General features: G+C 66.6%; 15 protein-coding genes. 10 read left to right on the top strand and 5 right to left on the bottom strand.

Annotated features, from left to right (window positions below; genetic code table 11):
* Positions 1 to 4: 4 nt before the first annotated feature.
* The 4 genes from QF032_RS31405 (at position 5) to QF032_RS31390 (ending at position 4,525) form a co-directional block, all read left to right on the top strand.
* A complete protein-coding gene (locus QF032_RS31405) occupies positions 5 to 877 on the top strand; it encodes a hypothetical protein (RefSeq protein WP_306948063.1) in 873 nt (290 codons plus the stop codon).
* Between the two features lie 5 nt (positions 878 to 882).
* Positions 883 to 2,154, top strand: a complete 1,272-nt coding sequence (locus tag QF032_RS31400) for a DNA cytosine methyltransferase (protein ID WP_306955875.1) — start codon at positions 883 to 885, stop codon at positions 2,152 to 2,154.
* Positions 2,154 to 3,278, top strand: coding sequence for a DnaB-like helicase N-terminal domain-containing protein (locus QF032_RS31395; protein ID WP_306948065.1), 1,125 nt, complete (start codon positions 2,154 to 2,156; stop codon positions 3,276 to 3,278). The genes QF032_RS31400 and QF032_RS31395 overlap by 1 nt, the downstream gene beginning before the upstream one ends.
* 77 nt (positions 3,279 to 3,355) lie before the next feature.
* Entirely contained in the window at positions 3,356 to 4,525 is a 1,170-nt protein-coding gene (locus tag QF032_RS31390; protein ID WP_307058516.1) for a DUF317 domain-containing protein, read from the top strand.
* A 202-nt stretch (positions 4,526 to 4,727) separates the two neighbouring features.
* On the opposite strand, the gene QF032_RS31385 is transcribed toward QF032_RS31390, so the two are convergent.
* Entirely contained in the window at positions 4,728 to 5,126 is a 399-nt protein-coding gene (locus tag QF032_RS31385) for an endonuclease domain-containing protein (RefSeq protein ID WP_307060439.1), read from the bottom strand.
* Between the two features lie 484 nt (positions 5,127 to 5,610).
* Between QF032_RS31385 and QF032_RS31380 the strand changes: the two genes are divergently transcribed.
* Positions 5,611 to 6,135: an endonuclease domain-containing protein gene (locus QF032_RS31380; protein ID WP_307058514.1), complete on the top strand. Its 525-nt coding sequence runs from the start codon at positions 5,611 to 5,613 to the stop codon at positions 6,133 to 6,135.
* 263 nt (positions 6,136 to 6,398) lie between these two features.
* The gene (locus QF032_RS31375) at positions 6,399 to 7,424 is read left to right on the top strand and encodes a hypothetical protein (protein ID WP_307058512.1); all 1,026 of its coding nucleotides are present in this window, start codon (positions 6,399 to 6,401) and stop codon (positions 7,422 to 7,424) included.
* Between the two features lie 280 nt (positions 7,425 to 7,704).
* Here the strand turns inward: QF032_RS31375 and QF032_RS31370 are convergent, their stop codons facing one another.
* From QF032_RS31370 to QF032_RS31360, 3 genes are read right to left on the bottom strand one after another with little or no spacing between them, the layout of a single operon-like run.
* Entirely contained in the window at positions 7,705 to 10,782 is a 3,078-nt protein-coding gene (locus QF032_RS31370) for a type I restriction endonuclease subunit R (protein ID WP_307058510.1), read from the bottom strand.
* A gap of 3 nt (positions 10,783 to 10,785) precedes the next feature.
* On the bottom strand, positions 10,786 to 12,069 hold the full coding sequence (locus QF032_RS31365; protein ID WP_307058508.1) for a restriction endonuclease subunit S: 1,284 nt from the start codon (positions 12,067 to 12,069) through the stop codon (positions 10,786 to 10,788).
* Positions 12,062 to 13,633, bottom strand: a complete 1,572-nt coding sequence (locus QF032_RS31360; protein ID WP_307058506.1) for a type I restriction-modification system subunit M — start codon at positions 13,631 to 13,633, stop codon at positions 12,062 to 12,064. The genes QF032_RS31365 and QF032_RS31360 overlap by 8 nt, the downstream gene beginning before the upstream one ends.
* 991 nt (positions 13,634 to 14,624) lie before the next feature.
* Between QF032_RS31360 and QF032_RS31355 the strand changes: the two genes are divergently transcribed.
* From QF032_RS31355 to QF032_RS31340, 4 genes are all read left to right on the top strand, one after another.
* Complete coding sequence (locus QF032_RS31355) at positions 14,625 to 15,656, top strand: restriction endonuclease-related protein (protein ID WP_307058504.1); 1,032 nt, start codon at positions 14,625 to 14,627, stop codon at positions 15,654 to 15,656.
* 29 nt (positions 15,657 to 15,685) lie between these two features.
* Positions 15,686 to 18,961, top strand: a complete 3,276-nt coding sequence (locus QF032_RS31350) for a pPIWI_RE_Z domain-containing protein (RefSeq protein ID WP_307058502.1) — start codon at positions 15,686 to 15,688, stop codon at positions 18,959 to 18,961.
* Entirely contained in the window at positions 18,961 to 21,603 is a 2,643-nt protein-coding gene (locus tag QF032_RS31345) for a pPIWI_RE module domain-containing protein (RefSeq protein WP_307058500.1), read from the top strand. Before QF032_RS31350 ends, QF032_RS31345 begins: the two co-directional genes overlap by 1 nt.
* A gap of 373 nt (positions 21,604 to 21,976) precedes the next feature.
* Entirely contained in the window at positions 21,977 to 22,183 is a 207-nt protein-coding gene (locus QF032_RS31340; protein WP_306948088.1) for a hypothetical protein, read from the top strand.
* Positions 22,184 to 22,186: 3 nt separating this feature from the next.
* On the opposite strand, the gene QF032_RS31335 is transcribed toward QF032_RS31340, so the two are convergent.
* Positions 22,187 to 22,687, bottom strand: coding sequence for an NUDIX domain-containing protein (locus QF032_RS31335; RefSeq protein ID WP_307058498.1), 501 nt, complete (start codon positions 22,685 to 22,687; stop codon positions 22,187 to 22,189).
* Positions 22,688 to 23,030: the final 343 nt, after the last annotated feature.

Genomic DNA, 23,030 nt, shown 5'->3' with positions numbered 1-23,030 from the left:
CGCCATGCTCGCCCTCTCCGCACAAGGCATACTCCCGAAGGTCGACTACGCAATTTTCGCCGACACGGGCTGGGAACCGAGAGCCGTTTATTCCCATCTCGACCGGCTGGAGCGAGAAATAGCCAGACCCGCAGGCATACCCGTTCTCCGCGTATCGTCCGGAAATATACGCAAGGACGCCCTGGACCCCGACCATAGATTTGCATCGATGCCACTCTACGTCCTGAACAAGGACGGAACTCCAGGTATGACCAGGCGGCAATGTACCGGTGAATATAAAATTAAGCCGATCAAGAAGAAAGTCCGGAACCTTCTGGGATACCCATATCCGCAGCGCATCCCGAAGGATATCTTCGTCGAGCAGTGGGTCGGCATCTCGACCGATGAATTCCACCGCGCCAAGGATGCCGACGTCAAGTACATGCGCAACCGGCACCCACTCATCGACCTCAATTGGTCACGCGCGGACTGCGCCAGTTACCTGACTTCCATTGGCCTGGCGGATACGCCAAAGTCGAGTTGTCTGGGCTGTCCCTTTCACGGAAACGCGCAGTGGAGGAATATCCGGGACACCAGCCCTCAGGAATGGGCGGACGTGGTGGCGTTCGATGCTGCCGTCCGCCAGGGCAATGCCCGGGCGAACGCCTCCGGGAACCGGCTTCTCGGGCAGGCGTTTTTGCACCGCTCCCGTGTCCCCCTCGACCAGGCCCCGATCGATCACGTCACGGCCGCCGAGTGGGCAGCGCGCCAGCAGGAACTTGACGACCGATCCGCTGCGGTCGAGGAACTGGAAAACGGCGTGGCCGACGGCTGCTCTCCCTGGGCCTGCCGCGGTGCTGCCGAGCCGGTGCAGGACGACTTCGGGCTGGTCTCGTGAGGCGGATCATCCTCGACCTGTTCGCCGGGCCCGGTGGCTGGAGCCACGCCCTCACCGTCCTCGGCGCGCGGGACATCGGCCTGGAATGGGACGAGTGGGCCTGCAAGACACGGGCCGTAGCTGGGCAGTTGACGATCCGGACCGACGTCGCCCGATATCCGACGTGGATCTTCTCCGGCCGTGTCCTCGGGCTGATCGCCTCTCCTCCGTGTCAGGCATGGAGCATGGCCGGTAAGCGGCTCGGCCTGGTCGACCAGCCGCTCGTCCACCAGGCCGTCGCCGACCTCGCGGCCGGACACGACACCCGTAAGCAGCTGCTCGGCGCATGCGCGGACGAACGTTCTCTCCTTGCGGCCGAACCCATGCGCTACCTGCACGCCCTGAACGCCGTGGGCGAGCCCGAGTGGGTGGTTATGGAGGAGGTTCCCGATGTCCTGCCGCTGTGGCGGCAGTATGCGGCCATCCTGCGCACCTGGGGTTTCTCCGTCTGGACCGGGATCCTCAACGCCGCCGACTACGGTGTCCCCCAGACCCGGAAGCGTGCGATCCTGCTCGCTTCCCGCGTACGCGTCGCCGAACCGCCGCCGCCCACCCACGCGAAGGCCGCCGAGCCGGAGTCGTTGTTCGGCCCCGGCCGCGCCCGGTGGGTGTCCATGGCTGAGGCCCTGGGTTGGGGCGCCACCGACCGTCCCGTGCCTACCGTGTGCGCCGGCGGCGGACCCGGCGGGGGCCCCGAGCCTTTCCCCTCCGGCTCCCGCAAGACCCTCACCGACGCCCGCGACCGCGGAACTTGGGCACCCCGGATCGACACGGAGATCGTCCTGGCTTCCCGGCGTGAGGGCTCCGGCTGGGCCGCGCGACACGGCACCCGCGAGAACCGCCCGGCCGCTGCGCCTGCCCCCACGTTCACCGCCGAGGCGCACCGCTGGTCGTGGTCGCTGCGCAGCAACAACCAGGCCAACGCCACCGTCCGCCGGGCCGACGAACCCGCCGGCACGCTCTTCTTCGGTCACCGAGCCAACGAGTGCACTTGGGTCGCCGAACCCGGCGCCGAGGCCGCGGGCCAGGAGCAGTTGCCTGCCCCGGAGGCAATCCGGATCACCGCCCGGGAAGCGGGCGTGCTGCAGAGCTTTCCCGACGACTACCCCTGGCAGGGCAACAAGGGCCAGCAGTTCTCCCAGATCGGCAACGCCGTCCCCCCGCGCCTAGCCGCACACCTGCTCGCCCCGCACCTCAACACGTCTCTCAATCCCGACGACTTCGCTCTCACCGCCTGATGCCCCACACCCCCGACGCCTACGAGGACGACGACCTCGACCGCATTCCGGCCCCGAAACCTGTGCACTACGCCGAGCAGGCCCTCCTCGGTGCCCTGCTTCTCGAACCCCAGCAGCTGGCCGAGACCGGCACGCTGGACGCCGGGCACTTCGAGAACCACAGCCACGCCGCGCTGTTCACCGCGATCCGCGCCGTCCCTCCACCCGATCCCGACGACCATGCCAAAGACACGACCTGGCTCAACGCCGTCCTGGAGCAGGCCCGCCCCCACGCCCCCGGCCTGAGCGCCTCCTACATCCACGCCCTCATCCAGTTCTGCCCACAGTCGAAGCACGCCGCGGCCTACACCCGGCTGATCCGCGCCGACCACGCCCGCCGCACCCTGAGCCGGCACGCCGAGCGCCTCGCACGCACCGCGACCGACCCAACCCTGCCCAACCCGGCGGCCAGCGTCCTCGCTCAGGCCGACGCCCTCGGTCGCCTCCTGGACGGCCTCGCCGGGAAGTTCGCCCCACACCCCGGCTCCCTCCCCCGCACCCCACCACTGGCAGCCATCACACATCCGAGCAGCGAGGAAGAACTCGACGAGGAACGCCTCCTCCTGGCCACCGCCACCGCCTACCCGGCAGAGGTACAGCAGATGCGATGGCTGACCGCGGAGGACTTCACGCTGCCCCTGCACGCCGCGCTCTGGCAATCCGTGTCAGCCCTGGTGCACCGGGGCGACATGGTCGACCCGGTCACCGTTCTCGGCGAAGCCCAGCACCGCGGACTCCTCACCGACTCCCTGACCCCCAAAGATCTGATGGCCCTGGTCTCCACGCCGGCCGGCTCCCCCGAATACTGGGGCGAGAGAATCCTCCAGCGCGCCCTCCTTGCCCGCGCCCACACGGTCGCCGACCGCATCACCGCCTACACCGAGGACCCCGCGAACACCCCCCACCAGCTCATCACCGGCAGCCGACGCGCCCTGGCCGACCTCAACGCCCTGCGCACCCGCTGGAACCGCGCCACCGCTCCAGCCCCCTCGCCCGCCACCCGGCCGCAGGCACACGCCGCCCCGGCCCCCCGGGCCGGTCCGCCCAACCGGCAAGCCATCACCGCCGCGCGCGCCCTCCGATGACCTCAACCACCGGGCCCGGCCATCTCACCAGCCGGGCCCGAACCCGAATCGAGACCCACCCCGCCCACACCAGCGCCGTGACCGCCACCCTCACGGGCACCCACCACCGCGCCGCCCAGGCCCTCCTGGCCGCCCGCGGCTTCCAGAACTTCGATGAGCACACCATGGTCCTGGCCCGGATCGACCACGAAGAGCCCTACTGGGCCCACCAAGCCACCCACGCCCTGCACGCCGAAGGCATCACCACCGAGATCACACCCCGGCTGCGTGAAGCCATCGACGAGGAATGGACCTGGGCGAACTACCCCATGCACTGGCTGACCCGCGCCGAGGTACGGGAGGTCTCCAACGCAGCCCAGGCCATCTACGACGACATCCGCCACGGCCGGCTCATCATCCACGCCCATGCCCACGACGGCTGGACCACCGTCGCCATCGGCACCTACCTCGACGGAGGGACCGTCGCCCTGCACCGCGAGAACCACCTGCGCTCCATCGCCGACAGACTCGAATCCCCCGCCCAGGCCCTCGCCTCCTTCCAACGCCTTCACGGCGACGCCGTACGCCCCGGACCCGCACCCATGACCGACATCGAACAGCAGACCGCCCAGGCACGTACCAGCCTCCGTTCACCCGACACGACGCAAGCCCCCGCCGCCCCGCATGACGAGAGGGTCCCCTCCTACGCCGCCGACCTTGGCGATCACGAAGCCCTGCTCAACGACTTCCTCACGGAGAACAACGACTGGGAGAAGTACCGGACCTGGTCCGACGACACCACCCACTCGATCCACGAATCACAGACCCTGCGCATCGAGCGCGTCCACGAAGCCCACCCCCGCGAGACCGCATGGACCATCGCCGCGTACGAGACGCCCGTCTCCGACCGCATGTGGCACCTCACCGCGACCGGCACCACCCCGGCGCCCGTGCTCCAGACCCTGCTGCATCACCTCGCCGAGGGTGACGGCTGCGACACAGCCGTCGGCGGTCCGGTCGACGAGCAAACCGTCACTGCGGCCACCAGGCCCCTTACGGACGCCGGTTGGGAACACGCGGTCGACGGACGCTGGATCCGCTGGACGAACCTGGCCGGAGATGCCGGCGTCCAATTCGACGCTTTCGCCGCCCAGAATGCGAACAGTGCCCTGGCGACCTGGACCGTGTGGGCCGGCCCCAACATCGACCGCGCCGCCTGGGCTATCCACGCATTACACACCCGCGGCACTCCTGGCCAGCCTCGCTGACGGCCTCGCCCACGCAACCGGCACCAGCACCAGCACGGCGCCAACAGCATCCCGGTACGCTAGACAGTTCGTTACCACGTCACCCAGTCTTCCGCAGATCCCTAACCGACAATCAGGTAGCCGGAGCCCGTAACGGTCCGCCCCGTCCACCGCGAGGCGAGCGTCGGTCTGCTCACGAGAACACCGTGTCGAGATTGGTCGGTCATCCTCTCTGGACGGCCGAGCCGTCCGCCTCGGCGAGAGCTTGGACGAGACGACGGCGCACCGGCTTCCCGTACTGAAGGTGCAATCCGAGGATCAGCGCCGGCGGCATCGTCCGGTACCTGAACCACCGGGGATGACGCGGCGGTGCGACTCCCTCGGCGTTATTGCACTGGGTGCATAGGAGGCCGCGCACGAGGCCGGTCTCATGGCAGTGGTCGATCACTACGTCGGCTTGAAAGGAGTGCCCGCACCCCGCGCAGCGACCCGCTTGCCAGGCCACAAGCAGTTCGACGGGGTCCTCGTCGGGCAACGGCACCGCTCTTAGGTACGGCCAGGAGTGGCAGGCGGGTGGCTGGGCGGCCCAAAGCCTGCGTTCGGTCTGCTGCTCTACCGTCATATGGACGCATCCGCCAGAGACGTCGCGGAGATACGCGTGCGGGTAGTCGATGGTGTCTTGCCATTCCTCGTCGTTGAGGTGGCGGGCACATCCGGCAAGGCCGGGCAGCGGCCATGACTGGCACTGCCGGATGCCGTCGCTCAAGGGCCTGCCGCACCGGGCCTCGTCAGGGTGCAGCCCAGCTGCTCGCCGCTCTTGTCTGATCCGTGCGACCAGAGCGAGATGGCGGGCTCGCTCCGGTGTCATCTTCGGCTCGCGAGGGGGCGGGACCGTAATACGTGAACTCATGCGGGCCACTCCGGGGTCGGCGGCAACTGACGCAAACCTCATCCCACCACTCACCACTGACATTGGGTCTACGGTTACTCGCAAGCGTGAAGCAGAGGCCGCAGCCGCAACCGCCGCCTCCCGCTGCAGCCCTCGACTCGCTCCACTGCTGTCTACGGCCAACCCCCTTGTCACAGGCTCCTGTTAGCTTGCGAGCGTGTTTGACGACATTGCCCCTGATCAGTGGTGTCCGCTGTGCGAAGACTGGGTCTGCTCCTTGGTACGCAAGCGGGTATGCCGCAAGTGCCGACAACTGCAACGCCGGATGTGGCGGTACGGCCTGACGATTGCCCGATACAACGCCATCCTGCGGTCACAGGACTTCGCGTGTGCACTGTGCGGCGATAACGAAGAAGAAGATGACTTCGGAATTCCGCACGCGAAGACGTCCCACTGGCACATCGATCACGACCACGCATGCTGCGGGCCCGGCTCTTCTTGCGGCAAATGCGTGCGAGGGCTGCTATGCCGTAAGTGCAACATGGAGTATCTGCCGGCCTACGAGCGTCTCCCGATGCACATGCGCGACAGCCCGCTGTTCAACACCTACCTCGCCGCTCCGCCAGCCCAGCAGTCGGCGGCTCAGGTGATCAAGGGTCGGGACAACATGTACCTGCCGACCTCGCACGCCTTCCTCATGGACAGGAAGTTCGCCGACGGTCTCGAGAGTGCGGCCGGGTAGAAGATCAGGTGCTGGCAGCGCGATGGCGGGTGCGAAGGCGAGAGCAGGTCCCCCTTCCAGGTGATAGGAGCCCGAAATCTGGCCGGCTCACCGCCAAGGGGCTTCTGCGTGATCTACGATGCAAATGCGGCTTGACCACCGCTCCCCGGAGGCGATTCGGCCCTGATCCTCCACGCTCGGGTGAACCGGTCAGCACACGAATCTCCGCGCACCCCACCGGATCTCGCTTCCGTACGTCCTGGGCCGAGACGTGCAGGAGACCCATGAGCGCACTGCACCAAGACCTGTCCCTGCTCCGGCGCCTCTACACGGGCGAGAGCGTCCAACAGGCCCGCCGGGCGATCGATGGACTCCAGGGGGGCGAATCACCGATTCCAGAAGCCGCCTCGCCAGCTCAACAGCACCTTGAGGCCCGCGTACTCCTCGCGCTCCTGGAGTTCCGCGACATCTACACCCGCTTTCCCCTGGGGATCACCGTGGTTCGCCCCGAACCGAACGGCATCGCCCTCGCTGTTGAGAGCAGGGAGCGGGCATCGGAGATTCTTTTCCACCTGCTGCCGTCATGCGCCTCAGACGAAGAGGTGCAGGGTGTGCCCGGCCTACGTATCACTCGTCGGGATCGGACTGCGATCGAACTGCAGGTACTGGGAGAGCCCGCCCGGCTGCGGCTGTTCGGGCTACCAGCCAGACTCTGGCGCAGTGCCGAGGCGAGCACCCTGGACAAATGGATCGACCCGGACAGCATGCAGTTGTGTTGGCGTTCCTCGCCACGGTCCTGGACTCAGGTGGAGCGGGAGCACCACGCTCAATGGGAAGACGACAACGACCGCTACACCCAGGTCACGCAGCGTGGGGCCTGGCTGAGTAGCGGACTGCTCCGACGCGCTGCCCTGCTGCACACCGTCGCCAACACCTTCCTGATCGACGGCTACCGAGGCGCCGCCTTCGACGTGGCGCGGCTGGTGCTGCGCTCGTCGCATGTGCACGAGCAGGGACCAGGGCCGCACAACTTCATCGCCGCCCTGGTGGACCCGGTGTGCGGTCTGCCTCTCCTCCTCAAGAGGTTCCGCGGTGACACGGACGAAAGCTACGGCCGCGACCAGCAGTTCGTCCTCGGCGACGTCGGCAACACGGCCGTGTTTGACTTCAGGGCCACGATCGAGCCTCCTCCCTCCCGCCTTGCACCCGAACTCTGGCAGGCCATTCTCCGCCGCGTCCCCCAGACGGGATTCACGAGCAGCCTGTCCCCGGGCGTACTCGCGGGGCTGTGCGGCTTGGGCGCGCCATAGAGAATGCGCAGCCGCCAGTTGCCCCGCACAGGCTTCGTGGAATCCAGGCCGTGATCAGCAGTAGCCCGACCGCGTGAATCTTCCAGCGTGTCCGTTCCGCAGACGCGGCCCGATGCATGCCATGTCCGTAGGGTGCGTCGTACGGGTGGATCAACGTGGGATACAGCAGGCGCCTTCTGAAGCGCCCGCTTCATTCTGAGAAACAGCGCTTCTCCGAGTCTGCATCGCCCTGCACTATGAGCCCGGCAACCGACACGGGTTGCCGGGCCTCATCGCATTGTCAGTCAACGAGGTAGTGGGCTTCGACGTAGGCGACGGTGGAGCCGTACGGTTCGCCCACCGGCTTCAACATGTACCGGCGGAAGACTGCAGCGGTTGCACGGCGGACGCCGCGGTTGCGGGCCTCGGCGTTGTCCCATGACTGGGCGAGGGTGCGCTTGACCACCTGGTCGATCTCCTCGGCCAGGTTTTGCTCCGTGACGGTGAGGCCGGGCGGCGCGTGGTCGTGGATGATCCGTGACAGGACACCTACGTGGTCGTCGTCCAGTACGACGGCTTCGTCGGGGTGCTTCTCGGCGTTCACGATGGCACGGGCGACCCGGAGTGCTTCGGCCAGGAACTCCAGGGCGTCCTGGGCGTTCTGGATGATCCGGTCCCGCAGTTGCCTGATCCGCTCTGCCAGGGCGGTGTACTTCGCGGACCCCGGTTCGACGCCTTTCTCAAGGGCGGCCTTGATGTGGTCCAGGATCTCCGCCGCAGACGGCGGCCTCTTGTCCTCGCTGTCGTCCTTGTCGGGCTTGGGACGGACGAGGGCCAGCAGCTCCTTGAGGATCGTGATGCCCTGGGCATCCAGGACGAGGGCTTCTTCCTGGGAGGCGGCCACCGAGAAGGAGTGGACGTGGGCGTTGATTATCTCCAGGACCATCGGCCCCAGCTCGCCCAGTCGCTCCTTCCTTTCCTCGTCGGAAGACTTCTTGAACAGGGTCGTGTACGCAGACCCGAAGAGCCCGAACCCGTCCTGGTACTTGGCGACCCGCTTGTCCGTGTTGATGAGCGGGTACAGGCGGGCCAGAAGCCGGTAGTTCTTGCTGAAGACCTCGGCGGCGTCAGGGTTGGCGTCCAGGAAGCCGTTGATGACACGTACGGACTCGTATCCGTGAGCCGTGAGGTCGAGACCGTCCACATCTGCGAGGAGGTCTTCGATGCGGGCGAAGGTGGTGCGAAACTCGGCGACCAGATCGGTCAGGTCGGTGACGAACCCACCGCCCTTGCCGGCGGACCCCTCCGAGGTGGGGTCGACCACCGCACGCTGGACCTCTTCGGCCAGGCTGATGTAGTCCACGACCACGCCGGTGGTCTTCACGAAGCCGGCCGGGGAGATCCAGGTGCGGTTCGGGCGGGTGATCGTCTGGAACAGATTGTGAGCCTTCATTGGCTTGTCCAGGTAGAGGACGCCCTCGTTGGGGGCGTCGAACCCAGTCATCAGCTTGGCCGTCACGACCAGGAAGCACAGTGGGTCATCGGGAGTGAGGAATCGCCGCTTCTGGTCCTCCTCGTCGACCTCGGAGAGCCGGTAGGGCCGCATGGCCGCTTCCTCGGTCTTGGCGTCCGAGACGTGGATATTCACCTCTGCGGTGATCCGATCGTGCTTGCCGACCTCGGCGAGTACCTGCGACGCCTCGAAGCTGGCCAGCAGCTCGTTGATCTTGTCCGTGTATGCCACGGCCAGCTCACGGTTGTAGGCGACGACCTGCGCCTTGAGGCCGTTGCGATAGGTACCGGACAGATAGTGGTCCACGATGTCCTGGCAGACCGTGTGGATGCGTTCGGGGTTGGCGAACACCGAGGTGAGGCGCCCGAACTTGCGGGACAAGGTTTCACGGTCGGGGTCGTCGAGATCGAATTCGTCGGCGAACTGGTCGAACTCGGCCTGTAGGGCCCGGTCGTTCATCTCGAAGGTGACCGGGTGCGGGTCCAGCATGACCGGGACGGTTGCCTCGTCCTGCAGAGACCGGGACACCGAATACCGGTGCAGCACCCTGTCCGGGTCGGTCTCCTCACCGAAGAGGGCGAAGGTGTTGGTGGCGAGGTTCCTAATGGGTGTGCCGGTCATGCCGAAGAACTTCGCGTGCGGCAACGCTGCGCGCATCTGCCCCGCCAGGGACTCCTCCTCGGACGACTGGGTGCGGTGCGCCTCATCGACCAGCACGATGATGTTGCGGCGGGTCGACAGGTTCCTGCCGGCGTCGGCGAACTTGTGGACAGTTGTGGAGATGACGCCGCGCACATCGTCAGCCAGCAGGGAACGCAACTCCTTGCTGGTGGAGGGCTGGTGGAAGTAGGCGTCTCCCATCGCGGAGGTGAATACCCCGGAGGTTTGCCGCACGAGCTGGGTTCGGTCCGAGAGCAGGATGATCGTGGGCGACTCGGTGCGGGTGTCAGCCAGTAGCAGCGAAGCTGCGAACACCATCAGCAGCGTCTTCCCGCTGCCTTGGTGGTGCCAGACCAGACCTTTCTTGCCGTCGGCCAGGACCCGCCTGTGGATCAGATGGGCGGCCTCCATCTGTGGGTAGCGGGGCAGGTACTTCTTGTCCGGCCCGCCTCCAGAGGTGTCGAACAGGGTGAAGTTGGCGAGCATGTCCAGGACCGTGGCCGGGTTGAGCAGCAGCTCGACGGAGCGCTGGACGTCGGCCCGCCCGGACAGGTTCTCGTCGTCGTCAGTGGACCGGAACGGCTGCCACAGGTTCAGGGGCGCACCAGCGGCACCGAACCGCAGCTTCAGCCCGTCGGAGGCGACAGCGAAGACATTGGGGGTGAAGAACCACGGATACTCGGTGGCGTACACGTCGTTGATCTCGCGTGCGGCGTCGGCCCACCCTGACTTAGCGGTCGGTGACTTCACCTCTACGACAACGAGGGGCAGGCCATTGGCCCAGTACACGAGATCGAACCGGCGGGGGGTCTTGCCGGGGATGGTAATGGTCACCTCGTCCGACACGAGCAGGGTGTTGGTGGTCGGGTGCTCGAAATCGATGACCTTCAAGGCGTGCCACACGCCGTCAGCCCCCCGGAACTCCTTGTGTCCGCGCAGCAGTTCCAGCACCTGCTCGTTGGCTCGCACCAACCCGCCGTCGACGGCGTTGACCGTAGCGATGATCTCCTCGACCACGGCGTCCACGTCGAACCCGTCGATCACCTCAGGGTTGAGCCGGACGATGGCGTCCCGCAGCTGGCCGGCGAGCACCGTTTGTGTCGTTTCACGCGGCAGCGACCTTCCCGCTTTGTAGCCCCATCCCATCGGGAGGGACCACTGGATCATCGAGTTCTGGAACTCGCGCTCCCGTATGCCCTTAGCCACGGCTCAGACCCCCAGGTCGACAGACTCAATCTCGATGGTGCGGTCCAGCAATCCCGACAGCAGCCCCGACCGGGCCTGACGAAGACGGGCCCCCTCAGCACGAGTTGCCCTGATCCCTTCGGCCACAGCGTCGCACCTCTGGACGTACTCACCCTGCTCTGGAAGCGAGGGAATGGGCACTCGAACAGCACCGAAACCGCGCTTATTGATCTTGACCATCGACTTACTCGTTCCACCGGCAGTACCGGAGATGCTGGTCCGCAGTTCGCGCGATGACAAAGCGTGCTCTAGATAGCCCGTACGAACGCGAGACTCGTCCACACGAAGACGCCAGATCAGGTCAGGCATGAACGTCCCCTCCGGCACGTTCCTTGCGATCGCAACGAAGCCAACGCGCTCCGGCGTGTTGGCCCGTGTGATGAGCAGGTCCCCGTTCTTCACCACATGACCAGGCGAGAACGCGGCGACCTCCGTAACGGTCTTGGCCTCAGAGGGTTTGAACCAACCACACTGCACTGCACTGAGTTTCAGGATTCGGTACTCGTCCTCAGCGGAGGCTTCTCCCCCAGCCTGGACGCTCTTTCCGCTGTCAATTCCTAGCAGTACGTCGCCGATGGGTTGATGATCTGTCTCCGGCAAGTCCGAGCGCAGCGACTCCAGAAGCCCCTCCAACGCCGCGGATTCAGCGTGCAGCGCGGCAATTTGGTCATCAACTGCGTCGAGCATCTCGACGATCCGCACTTGTACCTCACGGGGTGGGATCGGCAGTTGGATCTGCAAGAGTTGCTCTGGGTTGAGGCGCTTGCGCCGTTGAACTGTCCCGCTCACGCGGTTCTTCATCTCTGCCCACAGTCGCGGTGATCCACAGACGTGCCTCATCCAGGCGGGCAGCAGTTCTGGGCCAAGCGTGAACGTTGGGAACTCGTTACTGACGACGAATCCGTCGAACTCGGCAGGTACTACGGTAATCGGGCCTTCCCACGCAGTGAGTTTGCGCATCACAACCTGGTCAGCACGCAGCACGTTCATTGCTGCGTACTCCGTATCCTCGCCGTCGAGTTCGCCTTTGGCGACAACCCCCTTCCCTGCATTCAGGACCCCGGCTAGGCGGTAGGTAGTTGCAGGCTTCATCGGTGTGCGCTGGATGTCGAGGCACATCAGTTCCCCGAGCGGACGAAGCGGATAACCGTCACTCCCCGAAGCCCTCGATCCCTGCGGCGGGACGGCTACCTTGCCGCGCACGGGAGCCTCCAGGCCGCCGAGGCTGATCTGCTGCCAGTCACTCATCGAAGCCCTCGATTCCGGCGGCAGAGAGGATCGCGAGCATGCGCTGCTCGGTCTTCTGGCGCTCGGCGCGGGCGATGTTGTAGGCGTCGATGAGGGTGCCGAGGTCTTCCTGTTCGGCGGCGGCCTGTTTGATGTAGCGGCCGATGTTGAGGTCGTACCCGTTGGCTGAGATCTCGGTGATCGGGACGAATCGCGCCGAGAGACCGCCCTCTCCGTTGGAATCCACCGGGGCGCCGTCGCTGTCGACGTCCGAGTGGTAGGCGGCCACCGTGTGGGCGATGTCAGCGTCCGTGAGGATGTTGCGATTCTTGGCCTTGGTAAATCGGTTGGAGGCGTCGACGAACAGCACACCGTCCTGCCGCTCTTTGGCCTTGGTCCCAGGTGCACGGAATACCAGGATCGCCGTGGGGATGGCGGTCGAATAGAAGAGGTTCGAAGGCAGACCAATGACCGCTTCGAGTAGGTCGTCGTCGAGAACGCGCTTACGGATGGCTGCTTCCTGGCCGCCTCGGAAGAGGACGCCGTGGGGCAGGACGACGCCAGCGCGGCCCTTCTGCGGGTCCATGCTGGCGATCATGTGCTGCACGAATGCCCAGTCTGCCGACGACTGTGGGGCGACCCCACCGAGGGCGCGAGGGTCGTTGGTCCAGGGCTTCCACTTCATGCTGTAGGGCGGATTGGCAACGATCATGTCGAACTGCTTGACGGACCCGTCCGGCTTCTTGAAGCGCGGGTCCCTCAGGGTGTCGCCGACCTCGACCTTGAACTCAGTCAGGTTGTGCATGAAGAGGTTCATGCGGGCCACACCCGCGGTATCCGTCACCGCTTCCTGTCCGTTCAGGCTGAGTGTGTATCCGCGGCCTCCGCGGGCCTTCAGAAGGTTCGCGGAGGCGATGAGCATGCCGCCTGACCCACAGGTCGGGTCGTACACCGACTCATGGTTCTTGGGGTCCAGCAGCTCGATGATCAGTTCCACGACCTCACGCGGGGTGAAGAACTGGCCGGCGCGGATGCCAGACCCGTCGGAGAACCGCTTCAGCAGGTACTCGTACGCCCCGCCGAGCACATCATGGGACATATTGCCCTCGTGCATCTTGGGGACACGGTTCATCGTCCGCATGACCGACGCCAGTACCTCCCCCGGCAGTACCGCTTCCGAGGTCCAGGTCATGGACCCGAAAATACGGGAGAACTTGTCAGGGTTGGCCGACTCGATGGCCTGGAGAGAAGCACGAACCCGCTGGCCGAGGCCGTGCTGGGCGACGGTGGCGAGGATGGATGACCAAGAGGCGCGGCTCTCGGCGACGGTACCAGGGAAGATGAAGGGGATCTTGAACGTCTGGTAGTTGCTGTATTCGACCTCGTCGGCTTCCTCGGCTGAGAGGTCGAGGTCCTCGTTCTCCCTGAGGAAGGTCTGGTGAGTGTGCTCCCAGGTATCCGACAGGTACTTCCAGAACATCAGAGGGAAGACGACCGAGGAGTACTGCGCTTCGGGCATCGCCACACGCAGCTCGTCGGCGGCGTCCCACAACCGGTTCTCGATCTCCTGCTGGGTCACTGCCATCAGTCAGGGGTGTCCTTGCTCGTCAAAAGGTGGCGACCCGAAGGCCGTGAAATCCTGCTGATCACCCTATTTAGGGCGGGCCCTGCATGTACACACCAGGCTTGGCCTGCCGGGTGAGCACACGCGGAGCGTCGCGCTCCCTGCGCGGGAGACTCACAGACGATATCCGCCTCCCCGGAACCACGAAAAACGGCAAACGACGCAGCCATCGGGACGCATCTTGCGGTGACCTCGCGGGCACGTGCGCGCGGGTAGCCGACGGCACCCTGCGCCACTCCGTCGCCGCTGCGAACTTCGCCCGCCGAACTCATCGCTCGAGAGCTGCCCGCGCCGGACCTCCCAGGACGCAGCCCGGTGGCTCGCTGCTCCTGTCTTATCAGTGCAACCCGAGCGAGGTACCGGGCGCTCCGATGTCATTTTCGGCTTGCGAGAGGCAGGGACTGTCATACGTAAGCTCATGGGGGGCGACTCCGGAGGCATCGGCAACGGCGCTGCGGCATATCCCACCACGCACCACTGACAGCGCGGGCCGCGAGCGTTCCCGGAGACGAAGACAGAGCGGCCAGAGATCCCCATCGAAGAATCCCGCAGGCCGTAGCGCCGCTGTCCACAGTGCCGTCCGGCAGCGCCGGCCGACGATAATCGAAGTCATGAGCGGATCAATCGCATGGACATTCGAATCCTGAGGGGCGTTGTCAGTGCGGTCAGGTATACCGGTCGGCTATGAGTGTTGCTCAGGAAGCGGCTGCGTCGGCCTCCGGCGATACGCAGCCACCATCGGTTGACGGCGACTTTCCAGATGACCACCGCCCGGCTGCTGCGGTCCCTGCATCGAGGGACGCTGGCCCCGGCAGAGAAAGAAACCCACGGACCGCTCAGGACGACTACCTGCTGGTGGAGCTGCTGTGTGCCGCGTTGGCGAAAATCCGCCTCGAACGACAGCGGGCCGGCGTTCAAGCCCGCGACACCGACGGGTCGGGGCCATTGCCGCGTGCCTGGCGTGATGCACGCGGCCGGTTGTGGTGGAAGGCGCAGTCACTGGGCTTGGAAGGCCCCCGGCAACGACCTGGAACTGTTCGACTGGTGCCGTCGTCCGCTGGGATCGTGGCCCGTACCGCTGTCCCTCACCGAGGGCGATCTCGAAGCGGTGCTGCTGGAGGGTGATGCCCTGTCTGAGTTCGCCGAGCAGGCCGCAGACCTGATCCAGCACGCTGACGTCGAGGCGGAACTCGTTCAGAATCAGGTTTTTGCCGCCCTGATGCTGTGTGCACGGATGAACGGTAAGGACGACGACGCTGTCCAGCGGGTCTACTGCCGGCTGCGGCGCCTGCTGATCGACCATCCGGTGCTCAGCGACCGCGAGGTCCAGGCGCTGGCGCGGGAACTCCCGGCAGCGGACTCCGACCATGACTCGTTCTTCGCGAAGTTCGTCCGCATCGCCTACGTCCACCACCCGGTCCAGGCGCCGGGGAAAGTTCGCCTGCGGCGTTGTGCCGACTGCCGGAATCCGGTTGACGACGGGGCCGTTGGCTGTGGGGCTCCCGGCTGTACAGGGGTGCCAGAGCGGTACGAGGTGACGTGTCTGGGCGCGTATTGGACCCAGCACCGGGCAACCCGCCAGTTCTTCCACGACCCGGGACTGCTGGAGGGACGGCTGCTGGACCACCTGGGCGAACTCACCGACGGCACACTGTGCGTTGAGGACTGGCCGTGTCTGGATGCGTGGGATATGGCGTTGACGTTCAAGGCCCGGGAACCGGGTGCAGAGGCGGAGCGCTGGGCCGTCGACGCCAAGGACTGCTCAAGCCCAGCCCTGCTCGCCCGGGGCTTTCGCTGCGATCCACGCGTGCCGGCGCGGCGACGCATCATCGTCATCCCCATGCATCGCCTCAGAACTCCCGGGTACCGCGCGGATCTGGAGCGTGAACTGCAGGGCCGCGTTTCCGGCGTCGAAGTCCTCGACGAGAAGACGTTCCTGCGGCAGGCCACCGTCCGTGCGCGTCAGGCAGGAGGAGCGCGATGAGGGACACTCGCGCCTGGAGCAAGTCACTGGTGAAGGAGCTGGCGGACGACAGCGTACGCCCCTTGCTCGGACCCCTCAGGCCCTGGGAGATCTGCGCGCTGGAGATGGGCCTGTCGTTCCTGGACGACCATCTGCCCGGCCAGGGTGTCGGCGCGCTGTGGCCGGTTCTGTCCGGTTACATGCGTCTGGAAGAGGACCTGGGTCCGCAGCTCCGGACCCTGCGGGAAGTGATGGGCCCGCTTGCCAAGGCCGGGACCATGCGGGAGAAGCTCGATCAGTACGTGAAGCTGCCGGTACAGGTGCGGGGCTTCGAACCCTGCGACATGCTTGGCCACAAGCCGGAGTTGTCGACCGTGTTCACCCGGCGGTCCACCCCGTACGCAGCGGCCCGTCATGACCTCTACCGTCAGACGCTGCAGAAAATCGCCCCCTATCAGACGGCGTCCTCTTACCGGCCGGCGCCGCCGGGTTCGGTGTGTTCTTTCGAGCGGGCCGACGGCAGGCGGGAACAGATCCGCGTCCCCGAGACTCTCATCCCAGCGCCGGCACCCGCAGTGTTGCCCGCAGCAGCCTCCCGAGTGCAGGAGCCCCTCCCCCTCACGCGGGATGACTTCCAGTGGGCTGCCGAACAGATCGACAAACTCCTGGAAGCCCATCCGGAGATTGAAAACCGGGACTTCGTCAAACGGTTCGAGCAGATGGAAGCCCTGCTGGCCGACCACGCCGAAGGTCGTCTCCTCGATCAGCAGTGGCGGATGACCATTGACCGCCTGTGGCACGTGGTCGGCCTGATGAACAGCGGCAAGTCCACCCTGCTGGACCTGATCGCCTTCATCGCCGCCCGCCGCGGCGGCAAGGTCGGGTTCGTCCTCGCCTCCGGCAGCGACGTGTTCGCCAAGGTCAGCTTCCTGCAGGCCCTGGGCATCGATGCCGTGCCCATCTTCGGGCGCACCCGGGAAGGCGTCCACAAGGACCGGTTCTGGCGCTCGCTCCTCCACGACGGCGAGACGACCTTCCCCACGGGTCTGGACCCTGCCGCGGAGTTCGCTGACGACCAGTGCTACCTGGAGGAGCTGCGGCTGACCAGCAGGACCGACCGGGCCCCGCTGCCCCGCGAGGAGCGGCCCTGCACAGGCCGTCTCGCCGTCGCCGGCGAGAGCGGGCGTCGAGACTGCCCGCTTCTGTCCCGGTGTCCTTCGCATACGGCGGCACGCAAGGTTGCCGACGCTCAGGTGTGGGTGACGACCGCTGCGGGCCTGGCCTCGACGAGGATGCCTCAGTCCCATATCGAGGTCCGCGTCGCCGAAGCGGCACAGCACCACCTGTCCGTCCTGCTCGTCGACGAAGCCGACACCGTGCAGCAGCAATTCGACGACCGGTTCCTGCTGCACGAAATCCTTTCCCAACCCGGCAGGGGCTGGAGTCACCGGGTAGGCGACCGCATCGGGCAGCGGCTGGAGCACTCCTGGTTCCTCGATCTGCTCAACCCGGAGGTGACGGCCGGCGACAAACATTTCCGTCGGCACGATCAGGCACTGACCGAGTTGTACCGGCTGGTCATCGCCTCTGGTGCTGACGCCCTGCGCGACGTCATCGCCGAGGGACCGTTCACCGGCTACAGCCTCATGCGACGCTTGGCCCGCAGCCTTCACGGCCTTGGTGAACGGACTGACTTCACGGACAAGGCGGAACAGGAAGAAGCCGCCGACTACTACTTCGAAGAGCACTTCGCCTCGCTGCTCTCCGCCCCGTTCCAGGCTCCTGCGGCGAACTGGGCGGAGCTGATCGAGGCGATGACAGCGGCCCACGACACTCGTGTCTCGGCCCAGGAGGCCGCAGAGGCATGGATCACGACGCACCAGCCCGCCATCGACGAGGCGAATGTCCGAGGCACGCTGGCGGAGTACGCACAACTGCTGCAGGCCGGGGTGTGGGCCGCGCGAATCACGACCTCATTCTTCGAAGTTGCCCAACGGCTGCACGCCATCAGCTCCTCCCCGATCGGCGACGGGGAGGACTTCTGGAGCCGGCAGCCGCCACGTGACCTGATGCCCTTCGTGCCGGAACAGGCTGCTGGGAACCTGATGGCACTTCAGTGGCAGCCCAACCCCGGTGGTGACAGCGGATCGTTCAGCATCCTGTGGCTGCGCGGGGTCGGCCGCTGGCTGCTCTACCACCTCCATGATCTCCTGACAACCGAGGGTATCGAGGGACCGCATGTCGTCCTTGCCTCCGCCACCAGCTGGATGCCCGCCTCACCGCGGTTCCACCTGGACGTCGCCCCGAACCTGGTACTACAGGAGCCGGCAAAGGCCAGGGCGGCGCTGAAGGAGAGCAAGATGTTCTTCCGGCCGCCGCGCTATCCCGACGGCCGCCCCGTGTTCACCTCGGGCACCGGCGGCGACCCCGTTCGCCATGCCCACGCGCTGTGCACGGCCGCCGACTGGATCTGCAACCCGGCCCCCGGTGCGCGCGAGTCCCTGCTCCAGCAGGCCCGTCTGCGTCTGGCCGACGACCGTCAGCAGGTCCTGTTCACCGTGCAGAGCACCCGCGATGCTCAGACAGTCGCCGACTACATCAATCACAAGACGCCCTACACGGCCCTGCACGTCATCCGCGACGACGACCCGCCCACTCGGCACAGCATCCCGAGGCGCCGCCTGCCCACCTTTTCCGCTTCCGGGGCCGACATCCTGGTTGCTGCCGAAGGCGCCGTCCAACGCGGCCACAACATCCTCAACGCCCGCCGCGTCGCAGCCCTGGGCGCGGTGTTCTACCTGGCCCGCATCCACCCGCCCGCCGACGATGCCACCTTCCCGCTGTCCCTGCTCAGCCGCGAGGCGATGCGCCGCCTCCGCAACCCGATCGAGTTGACCGACCCCTTGGTCGATCCCGTCGACCTCGCACGCAAACTCCGCCACGGCGAACGCCGCCGATGGCAGCAGCGGGTCGGAGAACCGGTGCTGTTCTCCCGCCTGACCGACCCGGTCGAACACGCGGCGTTCGTCGGCAACTTCCTCGTCCCGCTCCACCAGACGATCGGCCGAGGCATCCGCGGCAATGAACCGGTTCTGGTGTATCTCTGCGACGCCGCCTTCGCGCCCCGAACCGCCACGCTCGACGAAACCGCGGCCGACACTCCCCGCACGAGCGTGATCGTCGCCGCCCAGCAGCTCCTGCACGGCTGGCTCAGCGATCCAGGCCCGACCGCCACTGCGGCGCAGAGCCTCGACCATGAACTCGCCCACGCCTGCTGGGGCCTGGCCTCCCATCTCCTCGACAACATCGACTGGGGTCACCGCTGATGCCCGCCTACCGCGCCACCCAGGCCACCGTGCTCACCTTTTCCTCCGGGGCCAGTTGGCCCGTCACCGGCTACCGAGCGACCTGCCCACCGGGGATGCTCAGCCTTCTGCAGGACGCCTGGGAGGCACGCCCCGGCCGCCGAAAGCGCAACGGACCGGACAGCCTGCCCACCAGGTCACTGAGGGACTTGATCACCCTCATCGACCCGGACATCACCTCCGTGGGATGGAACCCGCGCCATCCGGCCTGGCTTCGCGCGCGTACCGAGATCGACCCGGACCTGCTACTGATCGCGCTGTCGGCATGGGCCTCCGCTCACGTCGCGCCCCACGTGCCGGACACCGACTGGTACGGCCGTCTCGAAAGCGCCGGCCAGTTCGCATGGATCCCTGAAGACCTCGACCTCGCCCAGCACGGCCTTCATCCCAACGGCACCGCCAACCCTCCCGCGCACGTCTTCGACCTCCTGCCCAGCCTCGTCGCCGAACATCTCACCACCACCGGGCTTCAGCTCCTAGGCCACCGCCGTGACCTGCGGCTCGGCCCCACCCAAGCCGACGGCCGCCGCACCCTGCACCTCGGACTGCCGGAGCTCCTCATCGATGACGACGGCGCGGCCGGAGCCAGCGTGGACGTCCTCACCCTCCACCTGGAAACCGTGCCCGGGGTCCCCGAAGTCCACCTCCACATCGACCTGGGTATGACCCGCTTCGCGACGAACGCGCTCGACTACATCCCCCGCCGCGGAAACGGGGACCCCACCGCCAGCGTCCTGCTCTCCGCCAAAGAGGGATTCATCCACCGTCGCGAACGTCCCATGCTCCTGCAGAGCTCCGTCACCATCCGCCGACGCGGACAGGACACCTCCTGGACCTGGCAGCCGGGCGTCACCAGCATCCTCGCCCGCCTCACCCACCACGAGCCACCCAGCCTCGACGAACTGCGCGCCGCCCCTGGCACCGCGGCGGGTCAGCCCTTCGCCGCCCATCTCGTCCACAGCACCGGCATGACCTACCGCCATCCGGACCAGGACGGCGCCCCGCCGGCTCGTGCCACCCACGAGCACCCCGTCGGCCACGGTTACCAGCCCCGCGACCATATGGAGGTCCTCACTCAGGTTGCCCGACAGCTGGAGGACAAGGGGCTGGTCCCCCTGACGCCCAGCCCCAAGGCACGGACCCGTTCGAAGACACGCCTGCCGATGCAGCTGCCCGGCTCCCCCACGTACGAACTCGAAGTTTGGGCCTCCTCCGACCGCACCTGGCAAGGTCTACAGACAGCCGCCGCCGACAAACTCGGCCTGACTCCCGCCGCCTCAACAGCGGCGTGCGCCAGCTTCACCGGACCGATCGACCTCACCCTCCACCGCCACGACCCGCAAGACCTGACCGCCGGTCTGCCACGCTCCACCGAGTCAGACCCGGCAGCCCGGCGGGCCGCCTACGAAGCCAGCGAGGCCGAACGCACGGCGCGAATCACCCGTGCATTCCCCCGCCTTGCCCACCCCAGCGCCTGCATCGTGGAGATGGAAGGCGCGGCCTACTTCTCCCGCACACACCAGCGCGACCCCAAACCCCTCTTCAAGAAGGTCCTCCCGAGCCTGCGCCGCAACGTCCAGGGCCTGCGCCCTATCCCGCCGGCCAACCCCAATCCCAGCAAAGCAGCCCTCGCCAAGCGTTTCCCCGGCACCGACTTCTCGACCACCGACATCGAGCGCGCCACTTCCGCCCTCCGGGACGCCCTCCGCCAGGCCGGTCACCTGCCCAAACTCCCCGCCCCACCCGGCATCGAAGGCCCTTTCGAGCTGATCACCGTCTGGCTCGCCCCCGCTGGCGAGCGGATGCTCGTGCCCATGCTGATCCGTCAGCACACCCACGAGGAGTCCACAGCACAGCTCATGACGACGACGGGCAGCCCCACGGAGCGCCCCATGCCGCTGACCGCCCTGCCGGAAGCCCTCGTGGCCGGCCGCGGACGCGTGCCCCGTACCGCTCGCGCGGCCCTCGCCGAATTCCTCACCAACGCTCTGTCGCTCGACTCCACCGTCAATCGCCTGCTGCTCGTACGCCGCGCCCGGACGAGCGACAAGGACATCTGGCCCTGGCTCCAGGACAGCCGCATCACCTTCGACCAGCTCGTATTGCCGGGCATCGACCTCACGGCCCCCAACGCGGACCCAGACCGCCGTAAGCCCGGCGACCAACCGGGCCTGCGCATCATCCGGCTACGCGAGCGCAGCGATCGCTCTGCAGTGCCCAGAGCTTTCGGTGTCACCCAGGAAATGGTCAGCGCCGGCGACGACACCGACGAACTGATCCCCGTCACCCGGCACGGACGATTCTCCGGTCTGGTCGAAGTCGGGGAACGCGCCTTCTGGGGCATCAACCCGCGCCCCGATCAGAACCAGACCCCTCTCACGCTCACCAAGTTCGACCCGGCCCAGACCGGCAATCGGACCTGGACCTGCTCCAACCCCACCTCCCTGGAGATCGTGCCCGCCTTCCTCCAGGACGGCGACAATCCGGCCGACTGGGCCATGTACGTCCACGCCCAACGACGCTTCCACGCTCACACCAACATCGCCACCACCTGGCCCGCCATCGTCCACCTCGCCGAACTGATGGAGGAATACATCGTCTGATCGGCCAGCCCGTGCCACTGCTGACTGGTCAGTCACACGCGCTAGCCGGATGGGTCGGAGGCCATCCGGCTACGCGTCACCGCACCCAGGTAGGTTCCGCCGGATGCCGCCCAGGTAGGGCTGGCGGATTCTTCGGCGGGTCGTTGTCGTCACCGTACGAACCGCAGCGGCCATGCATCCAAGTCGCGGACAAACAGATCGTCCCACGTGGCTGGTCCTCGCCGTCCACGTCTTCCATGGTCACTGGCAGCTCCGGGTCAGGAGTCGTACGCCCATGCCCGGCCGGTCTGCCGGTACTCCTCAACGCGGATAGGCAGAACCCCTGACCGCATACGATCCGTGGCTATGGGGCAATTCCCTCGCCGTGCCGGCCTTGGCGGAACGTGTGTGGAGCGAACGCCGGTCGGACCTGGAGAGCACGACCGGCCGACTGAGGGCGCCGTTCTTCTGCGCCAAGGTGGCGGGGCCACGCGCGCACCCCGAAAATCCCCGGCTGGAGCTGGCCAAGAAGGAAGCCGCGCGGCTCATCGCTGAGCTTCACACCGCTGCAGGGCGGCCCTACGGCAGCTGCCGGGACTGACCGTCATCCTGCCTCTGGCCAGCCGTCGAACGACAGGATCGGGCCCCCGTCCAGATACCGTTTGACGGCGACCAGAGTGGTGTGTGTGAAAGGTCGTGGAAGGTCGTCTGCCGGCACCCAGGCGATGGTGTCGTGCTTGTGCGGTTCCGCATTGTGCGGAGTACCGCTCCACCGGTCAGTGTGGAAGACCAGAGCCATGAACATCCCCGGAACCTCCGCTCCCCAGGAGCCATGGACGACGTGGACGAGGCGCAGGTCCGCCTCAGCGGCCACGACGCCCGTCTCCTCCTTCAGTTCCCGTACCGCTGTCGCAGTGATCGGTTCCCGTGGTTCGCCCTTGCCGCTGGGGACATCCCATTCGCCAGGCGCGAAGTCCAAGTGACTGCCCCGCCGCAGGATAAGGAGTCTGCCATTGTCAGGATCCGTGACGAGAACAGCAGCGATGAGCCGCGTCGTCATCGGTTCGCTCTTCCACCGGGCAGTCGGCTGTTCGGACTCAGTCATCGCCTTCCTCCAAACGGTCTCAAGGCGTGGGTGCGATGCGCCCAGCGCTGGGGCTCGGTCAGTCTGTCGCAGATGCGTCACGGTCGCCTCAACGTTTCGCGGCACGAACGCCTGCTGCCCGCTCTTCATCACCGTCCCTCGCGTTGGTCATCCCGAGCCTGTGGACGAGCTGGCACCCTGTCTAAGCCCTTTGGGACAGCGGCTCGACGAGCCGGATAGGCCCCACGGTCGCCTCACCAGCGTCCGAGGTCCTCGCCTGAGGTGATTGTCCTTTGTTGAATCCCGGCGGGCCTGCGAGCGCACGGCCGCGTAGCGGAAAAGCTCCCAAGACACTCGCATTACC

The organism is Streptomyces achromogenes, from assembly GCF_030816715.1.
GTDB lineage: Bacteria > Actinomycetota > Actinomycetes > Streptomycetales > Streptomycetaceae > Streptomyces > Streptomyces achromogenes_A.
This window is presented reverse-complemented; position numbering and strand designations above follow the sequence as displayed.

Bases quoted from the DNA above. Each gene is read 5' to 3' on its own strand.
- QF032_RS31405 (WP_306948063.1), top strand. From the start codon at position 5: ATGCTCGCCCTCTCCGCACAAGGCATACTCCCGAAGGTCGACTACGCA.
- QF032_RS31395 (WP_306948065.1), top strand. From the start codon at position 2,154: ATGCCCCACACCCCCGACGCCTACGAGGACGACGACCTCGACCGCATT.
- QF032_RS31385 (WP_307060439.1), bottom strand. From the start codon at position 5,126: ATGACGGTAGAGCAGCAGACCGAACGCAGGCTTTGGGCCGCCCAGCCA.
- QF032_RS31375 (WP_307058512.1), top strand. From the start codon at position 6,399: ATGAGCGCACTGCACCAAGACCTGTCCCTGCTCCGGCGCCTCTACACG.
- QF032_RS31365 (WP_307058508.1), bottom strand. From the start codon at position 12,069: ATGAGTGACTGGCAGCAGATCAGCCTCGGCGGCCTGGAGGCTCCCGTG.
- QF032_RS31360 (WP_307058506.1), bottom strand. From the start codon at position 13,633: ATGGCAGTGACCCAGCAGGAGATCGAGAACCGGTTGTGGGACGCCGCC.
- QF032_RS31345 (WP_307058500.1), top strand. From the start codon at position 18,961: ATGCCCGCCTACCGCGCCACCCAGGCCACCGTGCTCACCTTTTCCTCC.
- QF032_RS31335 (WP_307058498.1), bottom strand. From the start codon at position 22,687: ATGACTGAGTCCGAACAGCCGACTGCCCGGTGGAAGAGCGAACCGATG.